Origin of the sequence: Belnapia moabensis DSM 16746, assembly GCF_000745835.1 — a bacterium.
GTDB lineage: Bacteria > Pseudomonadota > Alphaproteobacteria > Acetobacterales > Acetobacteraceae > Belnapia > Belnapia moabensis.
Map to the genome: position 1 here is coordinate 1 of NZ_JQKB01000109.1, position 13,157 is coordinate 13,157.

At 66.9% G+C, this 13,157-nt stretch carries 17 protein-coding genes; 8 read left to right on the forward strand and 9 right to left on the reverse strand.

Annotated elements, in window-relative coordinates; all coding sequences use genetic code 11:
* Positions 1–1,620: 1,620 nt before the first annotated feature.
* The gene (locus EP26_RS26960; protein ID WP_043343553.1) at positions 1,621–1,848 is read left to right on the forward strand and encodes a WGxxGxxG family protein; all 228 of its coding nucleotides are present in this window, start codon (positions 1,621–1,623) and stop codon (positions 1,846–1,848) included.
* 61 nt (positions 1,849–1,909) lie between these two features.
* Here EP26_RS26960 and EP26_RS26965 read toward each other — a convergent pair whose 3' ends face one another.
* The 4 genes from EP26_RS26965 to EP26_RS26975 all read right to left on the reverse strand — a co-directional run bounded on the left by EP26_RS26965 (position 1,910) and on the right by EP26_RS26975 (position 5,408).
* Positions 1,910–3,022, reverse strand: coding sequence for a DUF4118 domain-containing protein (locus EP26_RS26965; protein WP_052389738.1), 1,113 nt, complete (start codon positions 3,020–3,022; stop codon positions 1,910–1,912).
* 172 nt (positions 3,023–3,194) lie between these two features.
* The gene (locus EP26_RS26970) at positions 3,195–4,205 is read right to left on the reverse strand and encodes a methyltransferase (protein ID WP_043343556.1); all 1,011 of its coding nucleotides are present in this window, start codon (positions 4,203–4,205) and stop codon (positions 3,195–3,197) included.
* 229 nt (positions 4,206–4,434) lie between these two features.
* Positions 4,435–4,662 carry a lipocalin-like domain-containing protein gene (locus EP26_RS38750; protein ID WP_084113036.1) on the reverse strand — a complete coding sequence of 76 codons (228 nt, stop codon included), beginning with the start codon at positions 4,660–4,662 and terminating at the stop codon, positions 4,435–4,437.
* A 191-nt stretch (positions 4,663–4,853) separates the two neighbouring features.
* Positions 4,854–5,408: a cysteine dioxygenase family protein gene (locus EP26_RS26975; protein WP_043343557.1), complete on the reverse strand. Its 555-nt coding sequence runs from the start codon at positions 5,406–5,408 to the stop codon at positions 4,854–4,856.
* A 276-nt stretch (positions 5,409–5,684) separates the two neighbouring features.
* Between EP26_RS26975 and EP26_RS26980 the strand changes: the two genes are divergently transcribed.
* Both EP26_RS26980 and EP26_RS32570 read left to right on the forward strand, forming a co-directional pair.
* Positions 5,685–6,290: a hypothetical protein gene (locus EP26_RS26980; protein WP_043343560.1), complete on the forward strand. Its 606-nt coding sequence runs from the start codon at positions 5,685–5,687 to the stop codon at positions 6,288–6,290.
* Positions 6,291–6,409: 119 nt separating this feature from the next.
* On the forward strand, positions 6,410–6,844 hold the full coding sequence (locus EP26_RS32570) for an SgcJ/EcaC family oxidoreductase (protein WP_052389739.1): 435 nt from the start codon (positions 6,410–6,412) through the stop codon (positions 6,842–6,844).
* 258 nt (positions 6,845–7,102) lie between these two features.
* Here the strand turns inward: EP26_RS32570 and EP26_RS26990 are convergent, their stop codons facing one another.
* The 4 genes from EP26_RS26990 to EP26_RS27005 all read right to left on the reverse strand — a co-directional run bounded on the left by EP26_RS26990 (position 7,103) and on the right by EP26_RS27005 (position 9,844).
* Positions 7,103–7,294 (reverse strand): hypothetical protein, encoded by a 192-nt coding sequence (locus tag EP26_RS26990; RefSeq protein ID WP_043343562.1) that lies wholly within the window; start codon positions 7,292–7,294, stop codon positions 7,103–7,105.
* 296 nt (positions 7,295–7,590) lie between these two features.
* On the reverse strand, positions 7,591–7,785 hold the full coding sequence (locus EP26_RS35555; RefSeq protein WP_157033830.1) for a hypothetical protein: 195 nt from the start codon (positions 7,783–7,785) through the stop codon (positions 7,591–7,593).
* A 126-nt stretch (positions 7,786–7,911) separates the two neighbouring features.
* Positions 7,912–8,313, reverse strand: coding sequence for a helix-turn-helix domain-containing protein (locus EP26_RS33860; RefSeq protein ID WP_043343567.1), 402 nt, complete (start codon positions 8,311–8,313; stop codon positions 7,912–7,914).
* Between the two features lie 223 nt (positions 8,314–8,536).
* The gene (locus EP26_RS27005; protein ID WP_043343570.1) at positions 8,537–9,844 is read right to left on the reverse strand and encodes a hemolysin family protein; all 1,308 of its coding nucleotides are present in this window, start codon (positions 9,842–9,844) and stop codon (positions 8,537–8,539) included.
* 87 nt (positions 9,845–9,931) lie between these two features.
* On the opposite strand from EP26_RS27005, the gene EP26_RS27010 reads away from it, so the two are divergent.
* The 5 genes from EP26_RS27010 to EP26_RS27030 all read left to right on the forward strand — a co-directional run bounded on the left by EP26_RS27010 (position 9,932) and on the right by EP26_RS27030 (position 12,824).
* Positions 9,932–10,375, forward strand: coding sequence for a DUF3429 domain-containing protein (locus EP26_RS27010; RefSeq protein WP_169747510.1), 444 nt, complete (start codon positions 9,932–9,934; stop codon positions 10,373–10,375).
* 61 nt (positions 10,376–10,436) lie between these two features.
* The gene (locus EP26_RS27015; protein ID WP_157033831.1) at positions 10,437–10,721 is read left to right on the forward strand and encodes a hypothetical protein; all 285 of its coding nucleotides are present in this window, start codon (positions 10,437–10,439) and stop codon (positions 10,719–10,721) included.
* A 92-nt stretch (positions 10,722–10,813) separates the two neighbouring features.
* Positions 10,814–11,443, forward strand: a complete 630-nt coding sequence (locus EP26_RS27020) for a bifunctional 4-hydroxy-2-oxoglutarate aldolase/2-dehydro-3-deoxy-phosphogluconate aldolase (RefSeq protein WP_043343576.1) — start codon at positions 10,814–10,816, stop codon at positions 11,441–11,443.
* Positions 11,443–12,372, forward strand: a complete 930-nt coding sequence (locus tag EP26_RS27025; RefSeq protein WP_043343578.1) for a sugar kinase — start codon at positions 11,443–11,445, stop codon at positions 12,370–12,372. Before EP26_RS27020 ends, EP26_RS27025 begins: the two co-directional genes overlap by 1 nt.
* A 38-nt stretch (positions 12,373–12,410) precedes the next feature.
* A complete protein-coding gene (locus tag EP26_RS27030; RefSeq protein ID WP_043343579.1) occupies positions 12,411–12,824 on the forward strand; it encodes a hypothetical protein in 414 nt (137 codons plus the stop codon).
* A 20-nt stretch (positions 12,825–12,844) separates the two neighbouring features.
* Here the strand turns inward: EP26_RS27030 and EP26_RS27035 are convergent.
* The coding region (locus EP26_RS27035; RefSeq protein WP_043343581.1) for an IS630 family transposase at positions 12,845–13,157 on the reverse strand (313 nt) is incomplete at its 5' end.

Consider the following 13,157-nt stretch of genomic DNA (forward strand, 5'->3'; position numbering starts at 1 on the left):
CCCGCAGTCGCAGCTTCCATGGTCTTGCGGCATTTCGCTATCAGCGCTTCCAGTCGTCGATCCCCGGATCACCTTTCGGCGCTGGCCTACTGGTCACTCCTCAGAAAGCCAAATCGTCGCCAGCATCCGCCCTGCATCGTCCCAAAGTTCCAACCGCTGGCCGTCTAGCATCTTGCCTGCCCAAACCTTCGTTGTGAGAAGACTGCGTGCGGCAGCCAGAGCCTCCGCCCGGACGGCTTCGAAGCTGCAAACCTCACACCTGCACGGTTCTTCGATCGGTCGATCACCATCGTGCGGCTTGATGATGTATCCTGCCATATCCAAGAAAAGAGTCCGTCTACCGAAAGTTCGGTACGACGCTACGCGAACGGCCGCACGGAAACTGCGTTCCCGCGGGGTTGATTTGGCCCAGATCGGTCGAGGACGGATTGCCAAAAAACTATCTGCGCCGAGGCTCGCCAGCCGAAGCAAGGATGGCATCATCATCTCGGATGGATCAGCCCCACCACTTCGCAAACGACAGGCCCTACTTCACAGAAAACTTGTCACGGTTCTGCCAGCGTCCTCCAAACTGGACGAGCAGCGCTTGGCCAACTGCCCAGGCATCTTTGGCACAGTGATAAAGGCGCGTGGAGCCTTGGCAGGGTTTTGCCTGACTTTCCTCATAGATCAGCCAAACCCCGGGCGTCGGCGGACGGGCTTCGCGCTGCGATGAATCTGCACCAGTGGCTCGGACAGGGCCGCTAGGCAATAGCGGAACGCCTCATAGGCGGGAGGGGTCCAGCCAGCCCTGGCCAACATGGTCCCTCGTCCGATTGGCCCTTCCGGCTGCCGCATCCACCCTGCCACTTTGCCGAGTTGCCAGGAGCGTGGCTGGAGGGCTGTTCTGGAACAGGATGGGCCGGGTTGCCGTACGAGCCTTACAGGGACATCGGTGCCATAGTGCCGTCCAACACCAAAGCCAAGGCGACAGCCAGCAGAACTACGGCAAATCCAACAAGTATCCGGTCCAGCGCGGTCATCATTGCCACTCCCGACCAGATTATCGCAGACCCAAGGAGTTGGATGCGATCCCGTCACGGTGAATGTCCGCACCGTGATTGAGTAACGGGCACACTGCCTTCTTAAACTCTGCGAAATGTTTCGGTCCCGTGACTAGCAGGTAGCTTTAGCTCAGACGAGAAGGAGGAACCGAGATGTGTTACCCCAACGGCTGGGGTGCCAGTGGCCAAGCCCGGAGATCAGACGGTGCCTAACTTGGAAGCAGCTTTGACGGTAGCTGTAGGTTTGGCAGCGATCCTGCTTGTCCTGTGGCGGTTCCCCGCTTGGTATGCGCAGCATCGGAAAATCCGACGCCTGCATAAGCGGTTCGCACCGAAGCTGTCGCTGCGGCCGTAGCGTCTTCTAAGGTTACCGTATCGCTCGCTCGGCGGCGGCCGAGAAAGCCGGCTGTAGCTATGGCCGCGTACCGTTGTTCCGTCGGTGCAGGTATGGGCTCATTGAGATCAATGTAGCCAGCCAGCTTTGCCGCCTCAGGTTTCCGCCATCCCTCGGAACGATCCACTTTGAATGGCGTTTTCTCCTTCGTCCGCGACAGGCGGAACACCGGGAGAAGCACCCATGCATACTCGCATCCTCGCGGCGGCACTGCTCGCTGCCCTTACAGCCGGTACGGCACTTGCCCAGACCACAACAGCCACCCCGCCGGCCAGCACCGCTACCCGCGCGGACGACCGCGACGATGATTTCGATTGGGGCTGGATCGGCCTCTTGGGTCTGGCAGGTCTGGCGCCCTTATTCATGCGCAAAGACCGGCAGGGCAACGTTCACGCCGATACGCGACGGTAGTCCCCTCTAGACCACCGGGCCGATGACGGGTTCGGCGGCCCAGCGTGCCGGCAATGCTGGTTCAGTGAGGTGACCCGGGCGGTGCGGCCCGAAAGCGCAGCCCGGCGACCGTTCCCCGGCCGCACTCGCCGGGGTGGCGTGAGAAGGTGCCGCGAAGCTGCGCCGCCAATGCGCGCAGGAGCCGTGTGCCCAGGCCCGAGCCGTGCGGGGGCGTTCCAGGCGGCGCCCCCAGCAACTCACCCTCGGCGGGCAGACCAATACCGTCGTCGGCCACGGTCAAGACGAACTCTTCCGCCTCGCGCGCGAAGCATACCCGCACAGTCCCGGCCCGGTCCTCGGGAAAGGCATATTTGAGAGCGTTAGTCACCGCCTCGTTCACCACAAGGCCAAGCTGTACGGCCCGCTCGGTGTCGAGCGTGTGCGCCTCGGCTTCGGTCACCAGCGCCACCGGGCGCAAGCCGTCGCCCATCTGCGCCGCTATGATGTCAGCGCACAGACCCTCGATAAAGCGACGCGTGTTGACAACGGCCGCCTCCTCGTCGGCGCCGCCCGCACCGTCGGTCCCAGCAAGGTGGGTGTGGACGCGCGCGAGCGCCATGGCATGCTCGGCCGCCTCGCGCAGTCCCTCCCGCGCGGCATCGGAGGGAGCGGCTCGGGCGCGTAGGCGCAGGAGCCCGACCAGCGAGTGCAGGTCGTTGCGGGTTCTATGGCGGAACTCGCGCAGCAGCAGCCCACGCCGCTCCTCCGAGCGCCTGAGTTCGACGTTCGACCGGGCGAGGTCATCGAGCGCCCGCTGGCGGTCAGCGAGAGCCCGGTGCAGCGTCTCAACGATCAGCGAGATCACCGCCCCGACAGCGCCAAACAGTCCCAACCCGACGATATCTCCCTGGTTCTGCACGGCGAGGCTGCCGACCGGCGGCAGGTAGAAGTAGGCGGCGAGCGCCGCGGAGAGCCCGGTAGCGAGGAGGCCTGTGGCGTGGTCGAACAGGGCGGCAGAGAGCAAGACGGCCACGAAGGCCAACAGGTAGGGGTAGCCCTGTGGCAGGATCGGATCGGCGGCCCGACGGAGCAGGAAGGCAGCCGCGACGATGGCGGCAGCCGCGGCATAGCGCGCCCAGGTCGGCCAGCGTCGCGTGTGGGAGATCGTGGCGTTCGCCAAGGTGGTGCGGATCATAGCGGGGCATGAACGCCGTGATGTTGCGTCGGTGCCGCCGCCGTTCTGAATATTGCGACGATCCGCTCAGGTCAGCCTCAGCCCAGGAGAAGAAGTTCCGCCGCGATGGTGGCCCTATCGACTATGCCTGCCGTGCCGCGGCGGCCACAATGCGGGTGCTTTCGGATGTGTGTCAGACTGGTATGCCCTCAATGACGCAGATCGGCGTTCCTGTGCGGACCACTGCATTTAGGAAGAAGCCTGCCCTGGCGAGCAGAGCCGCGAACTCCGCCTCTGTACGCTCCCTCCCGCCGGTCACGGTCATCATGAACAAGTCGAAGAACTTAACCTCGGGGTCCTCGTTCGGCGGCGGGATCAGCCGCTCCAGCACGAGCAGCCGCCCCTCCGGTCCGATCGCGCGGCGGCATGTCATCAGGATGGCTTCCGCCTCAGCATCATCCCAGTCGTGCAGAACAGTTTTAAGCAGGTAGGCGTCACCGCCTCCAGGCACATGTTCGAAGAAGTTGCCGCCGGCCACCTCACAGCGATCGGCGACGCCGGCCTCCCGCAGCACCGCCCCCGGCCCCAAGACGACTCCTGGCTGGTCAAAGAGGATGCCGCGTACCGAAGGGTGCGCGGCGAGGATAGTGGCCAGCAAGGCCCCGTGGCCGCTACCGACATCAACGATGCAGCCGAAGCACGAGAAGTCGTAGGCCGCGACGGTGGCTTGGGCCATCCGCCGTGACATGCCGGTCATGGCGCGGTCGAAGATGGCGCCCTCCTCGGGATGACGTGAGCGGTACTCCCAAGGGTCTGTGCCGTGGACGTGGCGGAAGGGAGTATCACCCGTCCTCACGCCGTACAGAAGGTCGCCCCAAGCCGACCACTGATACGGGCGCCCGACGAACTCCGCCCAAGGTCCGGTGGAGCGGTCCGCGTTCGACCGTAGGGATTGCCCCATGGGTGTGAGGGAGAAGCGGCGGTCGTCCTCCTCGTGGAACACACCCACGGCCGCGAGCGCACGAAGCAGGCGGTAGAGCGAACCGGGGTGGACGCCCACCGTGCCAGCCAGATCATCGCTGCTGCGTGGCCCGTTCCCGAGGAGGTCGGCAGTGCCTAGCGTTGCGGCGACATAGATGGCCTGCGTGGCTTGGTAGCCGTTGGCGAGGCGCATGAGTTCAGCGGACGGGTCTCGCGCGGTCATGATTCTGCGTCCTGTGTCATGGGTTATCCATGGCGTCAGATTCACCCCGGCGGCCCGTGACCTAATCCGTAGGCCCGCGGGTAATCGCTTCCACACGAGGAGCTTCGTGATAGGCACGCCATCTCGCTCCGTTGTAAAGCCAAGGATCACGTCGGCGCCCTGGAAGCAAAAGGAACGCCGGAGTTCGCCCGATGCATTGTCGCCGTTGAGAGAGCCGGTGACTTGGTGGCTAATGATTCCCGCTCTCCCAATCCACACAGTAGGTCCCGAAATAGGCTGAGTACTGGGAGCGCGTTTCCGGTGACCTACCTTGTCCCGCTGCCTCATTGCGACGTTCATGCATGAGCACGGCCATCATGTTACCTTCGGTGTCGTAGGTGATCCGTCCAGCCGGTCTGCCCCACGATGGATTAGACGGCCATCTGGGTAGCCCCACGACATCGACACCAACTCCCATGTGCCCACGACGGAAGTTTCCGCCCCGAGCCGAGCCTGCCCACAGTCACCAGTCGCCATTGCTGCTCGCCTCCCTACGCAGGCTTAGACGCACTGCCGCACCTACAACACCGTGTGGTTGGGACGCAGCGCTATCGCCTACCACAGGCGATCCTGACATCCGCCCTCACCGGGTGCGCTAGGCGCCTTGGCTCAGTGCCCTCCGGTCAGAGCCGCGTTGGCTTCCTCGAAAAGGCGCATGTTCTTGGCCACATCGTAGCGCTCCTCCCGCAGTGTCTCGGGGTCCCATTCACTGCGTTCGATGCTGAAGAAGTCTCCGCCATAGACATGAATGGCCCCAGTCAGGCGGGGAATGGGATTGGTCACAGAGTGGATGATGTCCCGGCCCAGAACAGTGCAGTCTCCGGTGCGTAACGCCTTTGCGCCTGCCGCCTCGACCTTGCCGCCCTCCACCCGGCGCCAGAAGATGTTGTCCTCGCAGCCGGTGTAGATGCCGATCACCGCCCAAATGCGGTGGTCGTGCGGCATCAGGGTCATCTTCGGTCCCCAAACGATGTTGAGGATCGTCAAGTCGGGGGCATGGTAGAGCTTTTGGACGCCTGCACGGCGGGGTTCGCCAAGACCGGCCAGAACGCTGCCGGGGTCTGATACAGCGCGCGCCACCACCTCGCGGACAGCGCGGTGTTCACCATGGTCCTGAACAAGCGCGGTGCGGCAGTCATCCGCGAACCGGTCGAGGTCAAACATGGCTCTGCCCTCCCGCGCGAGCGCTGAGATGGGTGAAGGTCAGCGCTCCGGCTGGCAGTTAGCCTAGACTCTCTAAGCCGCCGCAGCACGCGGGAACTAAACCCGAAACAGCACACGCGGACGTTGTGGGTGGTGGCGTGCTAGCGGCTTCCATCTGACACTGCATTGTGCCCGCAGCCATCCGTTCAAATTCCTCCGCCATTCCCATCACCGTTGACCCACACGACATTGGGGGAGCAGCATTCCTTGCCCTGCACCGGGGCAGGGAGAGGCGCAATGTACATCAGCATCGCCCGCTACGCGGGCATGGCCGGGAAGATCGGCGAGGCGGCACCGAAGGTCCAGCAGGGGTTCGTCCCGATGCTGAAAGGTCAGCAGGGCTTCCTAAGTTACGCGGCATTCGCCAGCGAGCAGGGCGATGTCGTCGCTCCCCACGTTTGGGAGAGCGCAGAGGCGTTGACGAATAGCCGGGAGAAAATCCGCGCCTGGGTGATCAGCAATCTCACGGGCTTCGACGAGCCCTCCGAGCGCTTCGACGGCACGATCGGACCGCACGCCATCGTGGCGCCGCAGAGCGGCAGCCAAGACCATTTGCTCTACTGCATGGTGCGGAAGGCCGAGAACATCCCCGGCCCCGACAGCATGGTGCCGGTCGCCAAGGAGGTGGTCGCTGCCACCCAGAAGATTCCGGGGTTCCGCGGGGCCTACGCCTCGCGCTCCGCCGACGACCAGACACGCGGGGCGACTGTCCTGTTCTTCGACAACCGCGAGCACGCACAGGCGGCGCACGAGGCCGCCCTTGCGGTCATGCACAAGCACCTTCCGGGCGCCACCGTGCGGGTGGCGGCTTCGGGAGAAACCTCCGTGCTGGCGATGGCCTGACCGCCCCACGGCCGGGAATCTCGCGCCGCCGCAGATGTCGCCGTTCGAACTTGATGCCCGTCGATTAAGTGTTCGATGGCTGGGCCTGACACCAAAGGCCGCTCGGCTATGGCCGCGCCATGGGGGACGAGATGACTCAGGACGAGGAGGCAATTCGGAGAATTGTCGCGGAGATGACTGACGGTTTCAACAGACACGACGCCAGGGCAGCCACGCGCATGTACGCGCCGGACGCCGACTTCGTGTCCGTCCGCGGGGAGGCGGCCGCAGGGTCGATGGAAATCGAGGAGAAGCTGGCGGCCATCTTTGCCACGAGGGCCGGTGGCGCCGTTCTGACGACGCTCGACGTGAAGGTCAGGTTCGTCCGGCCGGACGTGGCGCTCGTCCATGTCCTGAACGAGCTTGGCGGGCTCGTGGCCTTAAACGGGAAGAAGCTGCCTGCGCACAGGGAACTGAGCATCCGGGTGTTTGTGAAGGACGACGGGGCATGGCGCGTCGCGGCTTTCCACAACACGATGCAGAGGCCCTTTGAGAGCGCCGCACTGCCGGGGTGACCTGCCGTTGGCGCGGGTGGTGGCCATGACCGAGTTCTGGGAAGCCGGTCATCGCTTGCAACACCGCCACCTGCTGGCATGCATTGCGCGAGTGCGGCATCGGCGACACGGTGCGAAACTTCGGGCGCCTCCTGGCGAGCATGCCACCTACCATCATGGCGAGGTAGGCCCAGGACAGGCCGATTAGGCCCGCAAGCGCGGCCAGGACCGGGAGGCGATCCCGGGACATGGCGACTTCAAGCGCGCTTTGGCGGGCCGTCACGGGCGCTTCGGGATACCGCTCTGGGTCAGGTGGATGCGGGCGAACTGGCCGTAGCGTGGTACACTGGGAACCGCGAGGGCGGCTTCGTGATCGTCCTTGGCTGCCGGATCGCATTCGAGCGCCACGACGGCGCGCTTGCTGCGCTGTTGTGGCATGCAGATGAGGACTGAGCGGGGCAGGTAGATCATAGCCCCTTGCGCGACCCGTCTCCCATTACGCGATGCTGTATAGGTCGCGCTCTCGTCCGACTATGCGGACCGGCAGAGGTCGAGCGAAGCATCCGCCTTCGCGAACCGCGTGCCAGCATTATAGGTGTCCAGATGCGCAACGGCGGTGGCGTTCACCTTTTGTGGCGGCATACCGGATCACTGTCGGTGTCGGCGGTGCAGCGCGGTTGAGTTCACCCCATTCCAGTATTGCGCTCGACGTGAATAACAGCGTGACTTATCGTGATGGCGGAGAAGTCGTCCTTCATCCGGGTGCGCTAAAACGCCGCGTTGAAGATGCGGTGGTCAACTACGCTGGCGGAAGCTCGGCGCCACATGACTGGCACACCGGATACCATCAACTCCCGCTCAGTGGCCTCGATGGTCCACCAAGGGCGGGTCCTGGCCTCCTCGACATCGACTGCCGCCACGAACCGCTTGTGCCGGCGCGGGATGCTGCCGTCGTCGATCACCTCGGTGAGGGTCGTGGCGGAGGGGAGTTGGAGGGTGGCGCCATTGTTGTCACCATTGAGGGGTTGCTTCGTATAAGGAAAGTCAGTCGGCCGTAAACCCCTCTCCCCTCGCACCTCCCATGGCGGTCAGACCGGCTCTCGCCTAGGCCGCCCTCGCCCGCGCTTGACTGGCTCGGGCTCCGTGGTGGACACGACGTTTTTCATCTGCAGCGCCCTCCACTCGGCCAATGCTGCCAGGGGATATCTTACCATCTGTCCGAAATCGGTATACGGCGGGCCGCGCTTCTTTGAGGCCCAGTCCGAGAGGGTGGCGGGCGTAATGCGGAGAAACGCGGCAGCCTGCTCCCGGGTCAAGTCGGGGTTCTCGTCTAGGATTGCCTGCGCGGCAGCCGGTAGTGGAGCGACAGGGGCGGTTGGCTGGATGGAATCTACCGGCACCCGCCGGCCGGTATCGGGATCGTCTACTGTCAGGCGCCCACCCCACCAGCGCAAGGTTGCGGGGTCGTAGCGCTTGGGAATCACGGCCATGGGGATGAACCCTCCCAGTAAGAGGGGACCGGGTCATACCGCATCGAGGCACCGCAATTCAAAGGCCAATTTTTGGCACGTATGGGAGACGTATGACGAGAATGTGACTCACGTATTTTTGTCAGCAATTTCAATGTCTTGGATTTTGAAACATTTGTCTCCCTGGGACACCGAGGCGCAGTTCGTCGCACCCATCGCGCGGAAGGCCGGCAAGTAGCGGGCCTCAGGCCGCCCCCGCCACCTCCTCCCGCGTCGCCAGCACCTTGTCCACCCGCCGCCCGTCCATGTCGACGATCTCGAAGCGCCAGCCGGCCCAGACGATCCGGTCGCCCTCCTTCGGCACCCGCCGCAGCAGCGCCAGCATCAGCCCGGCGACCGTGTGGTAGCTGCCCTGATAGGGCAGTTCCGGCAGGTCGAGCCGCGCCCGCAGCTCGTCGCTCGGCATGCTGCCTTCCAGCAACAGGCTGCCATCGCTCCGCGTCACCGGGTCTCCCGCCGCCTGCGGCGTCTCCGCCGGGCCGAGTTCGCCAATGATCGCCTCCAGCAGGTCGAAGGCCGTCACCACCCCTTCGAAGCTGCCATATTCGTCGAGCACCACCGCGATGCCGATGGTGTCGTGCCGCATCCGGTCGAGCGCATCGAGGGCGTTGAGGTTGTCCGGCAGCACCAGCGGCTGGCGCAGCACGCGGGCGAGCGAGAGCGGCGCCCCCTCCAGCGCCTGGTCGAGCAGGTCCTTCGCCACCACCACGCCGACAACATTGTCGATCCGCCGGTCGGCGACGACGAAGCGCGTCACGTCCTGCGCCTTGAGCGCCACGGCGATGTCCCCCGGCGAGGCGTTGCGATCGAGCCAGGCGACGTCGTTGCGCGGCGTCATCAGCGCGCGGACCGGCTTGTCGGCGAGTCGCAGCACCCGCTCGATCATGTGCCGCTCCTCATGCTCGAGCACGCCGGCCTCCGCCCCCTCGGCGACCACGGCCTTGACCTCTTCCTCCGTCACCGCCTGATCGGAAACCGGCGCCGGGCCAAAGAGGCGAAGGACGAGGCTCGAGGAGAGGCTCAGCACCCAGACGACCGGCCCCGTCACCCGCGAGAGCACCGTCATCGGCCGGGCGACCGCGGCGGCCACCCGCTCCGGGTCGCGCAGCGCCAGCTGCTTCGGCACCAGCTCGCCGAGGATCAGGTTGGCATAGGCGATCAGCAGGACGACGAGGGTGAAGGCGACCTCGGTGGCGAAGGGCTCGACGCCCGGGATCGCCGCCAGCGCCTCGCCGAGCGGCCCCGCCAGCCGCGCACCGCCGAAGACGCCGGCCAGGATGCCGACCAGGCTGATGCCGATCTGCACCGTCGGCAGGAAGCGCTGCGGATCCTCGGCCAGCGCCAGCGCCGCCTCCGCCCCTGCGCTCCCGCGCCGCTGCATCGCGACGAGCCGGCCACGCCGGGCGGAGACGATCGCCAATTCGCTCATGGCGAAGACCCCGTTCAGGACCACCAGCAGGAAGAGGATCGCCACTTCGATGAATGTCGCCATGGGGGCTTTCTAGGTCGGGCGACGCCGGGGCGGTAGGCCCGGCCTTGCCCTCGCCCGCTGCGGCCCGATCTGCGCAGAATGACGCCCATGCCCACTCCCGCCATCTGGCTCGGCGCCGCCGGCCTGCTGCCCTTCCTCGCCACGGCACTGCTCTCCTGGCTGCTGCCGCCGGAGACGCGTGGCTTCGCTCTCTTTGCCCTCGCTGCTTACGGCATGGTGATCCTGAGCTTCCTCGGCGCCGTGCATTGGGGCCTCGCCCTCCGCGCCCCACCGGAGGAGGCACGCTACGCCGCCCCGCGCCTCGGCCTCGGCGTGGTGCCGGCGCTGATCGCCTGGGCAGCGCTGCTGCTGCCGCCGGTGCCGGGGCTTAGCCTCCTGGCCTCGGCGATCCTGGCGACGGCGGCGGTGGAGACCTTCGCCGCCCGCCGCGGCCTCGTCCCGCTCGGCTATCTCCGCCTGCGCTGGGTGCTCAGCCTTGGCGCGGCGCTCTGCCTACTGGCCGGTGCGTCGGCAGCCCTTAATAGCGTTTAAAGATCTTTACCTTTTAGGTGAGACAATTTACCTTTTCTTAGACATTCGAGAGGTGCTCGCCATGACCCCGACCGCCGACATCCTCCCCTTCCCCGAGAAGCCGGAGGACCGCCTGCGCCGGGCGCTGCGGGCCCTCGACGCCGCCCTCGACGAGCAGCGCGTCGCCGTCGCCGGGCTGCGGCGCGAGCTGGGCGCTCTCTCCGGCGCGGTCGAGGGACTCGGCGGCTCCCTGCAGGCCTATTCCCGCGGCCTCGCCGAAACGCAGGAGGCCGTGCTGAAGGCCCATGCCGAGGCACGCCAGCTCGAAACCACGGCGGACGCCATGCTTGCCGCCTGCCGGGCCTGACCCCTTCCCCCTTGCAGCATGTCCCGAAACGCGCTCCCCATGGGGGCGGGCGCCGCGGCTGACGGCGCTCGCGGAAGCGGAGCGCCATAGCCATGAGCCATCCCCTGTTGCCGGTACTGCGCCGGGCCCGCGTGGTACCTGTGGTCCGCACCTCGACCGCCGCCCATGCCGTCACCGCCTGCGCCTGGCTGCGCGAGGCGGGGATGACGGTGCTGGAGATCACCCTCACCACGCCGGATGCCGTGGCGCTCATCAAGGAGCTGGCCGGCGAGCCTGGCCTCCTCATCGGTGCCGGCACCGTGCCCGATGAGCGCGCGGCCGAGGCCTGCCTCGCCGCCGGCGCGAAATTCCTGGTGACACCCTGGGTCGACCCGGCCGTCATCGCCCTCGCACGCGCCGCCGGCGCCGCTGCCATGCCGGGCGCCATGACACCCACCGAAATCCGCGCCGCCGTCACCGCCGGCGCCGATGTGGTGAAGCTCTTCCCCGCCAGCTCCGCCGGCGGCCCCGCGCATGTGAAAGCCGTCCGCGCCGTCTTCCCCGGCGTCGAGTTCTGCCCGACCGGCGGCGTCGATGCCGCCAACGCCCCGGCCTACCTTGCCGCCGGCGCCGCCTTCGTCGGCATCGGCGGCAAGCTGGTGGACGAGGCGCGCATCGCCGCCGGCGACAGGGGGGCCATCCTCCGTGCCGCCCATGAGGTCATGGGGATCGAGCAAGCCTGATGCCCGACATCCTCTGCATGGGCGAGCCGATGCTGGAGCTGAACCAGCAGCCGACCGGCCCCGACGGCCGCATCCTCTACCTCGAGGGCCAGGGCGGCGACACCAGCAACGCCGCCATCGCCGCCGCCCGCAGCGGGGCGAGCGTGGGCTACATCACCGCCATCGGCCGCGACAGGCCAGGCGACGGCTTCATGGCACTCTGGCAGCGCGAGGGCGTCTCGACCGAGACGGTGCTGCGCCACCCCGAGGCGCAGACCGGGATGTACATCGTCACCCATGACGAGCGCGGCCACGACTTCACCTTCTACCGCAGCGGCAGCGCCGCCAGCCGCTACCGCCCGGAGGACGTGCCCGAGGCAGCGATCCGCGCCGCGAAGCTGCTGCACATCTCCGGCATCAGCCAGGCGATCTCCACCAACGCCTGCGACGCCGCCTTCCACGCCATCGCCGTGGCGAAGGCGGCCGGGGTCCGCGTCTCCTACGACACCAATCTCCGGCTTCGCCTCTGGCCCGCGGCCCGCGCCGCCGCCGTCATCCACGCAGCGATCGCCCAGGCCGACATCGCCCTGCCCTCGCTCGACGATGCCCGGGCGCTGACTGGCCTCGACGTGCCCGACGCCATCGCCGATTTCTACCTCCGCCTCGGCTGCCCGCTCGTCCTGCTGAAACGCGGTGCCGAAGGCGTGCTGGTGGCCAGGCCGGAGGGGCGCGTGCTGGTCCCCGGCCGCAAGGTCGCCGCCGTGGATGCGACCGGCGCCGGGGACACCTTCGCCGGCGCCTTCATGGCCCGCTTCGTGACAGGCGACGATCCGCTGACCGCCGCCCGCTACGCCAATGCCGCCGCCGCCCTTTCCACCACCGGCTATGGCGCCGTGGCACCGATTCCCCGCCGGACCGAGGTCGAAGCCTTCCTCGCCGCCGAAGGTTAGGCGTTTACAGCGCCGCGGGCGGCGCGATATCGCAGGCCATGCGTGTCGGCCTGATTCCGCTCCTGCTCCTCCTCGGCTGCGCCGCACCGCCGGAGGCGGCCGCCCCCAGCCTCGATTCGCCCGACCCGGCCACCCGCTCCCAGGCCATCGGCCGGCTGATCCGTGCCGGCCAAGCTTGCAACCTGATGCTCTCAGTCACCACCCTCGACCGCGCCGCCCGCATCGAGGCCGCGGCGATCGAGCAGCGCGAACGCGCCGGCGGCACGGCGGCCCGCGACGAGTATCTCCGCAACATGGCCGCGCCCGATTTCGGCTCCGCCCGGCAGGAGCATGACCGCTGGTGCGCCGGCCAGCAGCCCGAGGTGGAGCGGATGAACGCCCTGCTCAGCAGCCCGGCCGGCGCCGCGCTGCTGCAACAGGCCGAGGTCACCCGCGCCGTCCGTCCCTATTGAGGCGGCCCCCATTGTCTTGACTACGCGGCGTAGCGGAATTGCGGGTGCTGAAAGATGGAGCGGATCCGCTGCGGCCGCTTGGCAAGGCTACGCATATGGCTGATCGCCGCACGTTTCAGCTGCTGCTTGCTGCGCGCCGGCGCCTTGCGCGGGACCGCCTGCTTGAGGTCGGCGTTCACTCCCTCGTCTGGGTTCAGGTCGGGGCTGTAGGGCGGCAGGTAATGCACCTCGATCCTGGAGCTGTGCCCGGCAAGCCAGTCCTGAACTAGGCGGGCGCGGTGCACCCGCAGCCGGTCCAGGATGAGGAAGACCTTCCGGCGAGCGTCGCGGATC

Coding starts and splice junctions, on each gene's coding strand:
- EP26_RS26960 (WP_043343553.1), top strand. CDS start 1,621: ATGCATACTCGCATCCTCGCGGCGGCACTGCTCGCTGCCCTTACAGCC.
- EP26_RS26965 (WP_052389738.1), bottom strand. CDS start 3,022: ATGATCCGCACCACCTTGGCGAACGCCACGATCTCCCACACGCGACGC.
- EP26_RS26970 (WP_043343556.1), bottom strand. CDS start 4,205: ATGACCGCGCGAGACCCGTCCGCTGAACTCATGCGCCTCGCCAACGGC.
- EP26_RS38750 (WP_084113036.1), bottom strand. CDS start 4,662: ATGGGAGTTGGTGTCGATGTCGTGGGGCTACCCAGATGGCCGTCTAAT.
- EP26_RS26975 (WP_043343557.1), bottom strand. CDS start 5,408: ATGTTTGACCTCGACCGGTTCGCGGATGACTGCCGCACCGCGCTTGTT.
- EP26_RS26980 (WP_043343560.1), top strand. CDS start 5,685: ATGTACATCAGCATCGCCCGCTACGCGGGCATGGCCGGGAAGATCGGC.
- EP26_RS32570 (WP_052389739.1), top strand. CDS start 6,410: ATGGGGGACGAGATGACTCAGGACGAGGAGGCAATTCGGAGAATTGTC.
- EP26_RS26990 (WP_043343562.1), bottom strand. CDS start 7,294: ATGATCTACCTGCCCCGCTCAGTCCTCATCTGCATGCCACAACAGCGC.
- EP26_RS33860 (WP_043343567.1), bottom strand. CDS start 8,313: ATGGCCGTGATTCCCAAGCGCTACGACCCCGCAACCTTGCGCTGGTGG.
- EP26_RS27005 (WP_043343570.1), bottom strand. CDS start 9,844: ATGGCGACATTCATCGAAGTGGCGATCCTCTTCCTGCTGGTGGTCCTG.
- EP26_RS27010 (WP_169747510.1), top strand. CDS start 9,932: ATGCCCACTCCCGCCATCTGGCTCGGCGCCGCCGGCCTGCTGCCCTTC.
- EP26_RS27015 (WP_157033831.1), top strand. CDS start 10,437: ATGACCCCGACCGCCGACATCCTCCCCTTCCCCGAGAAGCCGGAGGAC.
- EP26_RS27020 (WP_043343576.1), top strand. CDS start 10,814: ATGAGCCATCCCCTGTTGCCGGTACTGCGCCGGGCCCGCGTGGTACCT.
- EP26_RS27025 (WP_043343578.1), top strand. CDS start 11,443: ATGCCCGACATCCTCTGCATGGGCGAGCCGATGCTGGAGCTGAACCAG.
- EP26_RS27030 (WP_043343579.1), top strand. CDS start 12,411: ATGCGTGTCGGCCTGATTCCGCTCCTGCTCCTCCTCGGCTGCGCCGCA.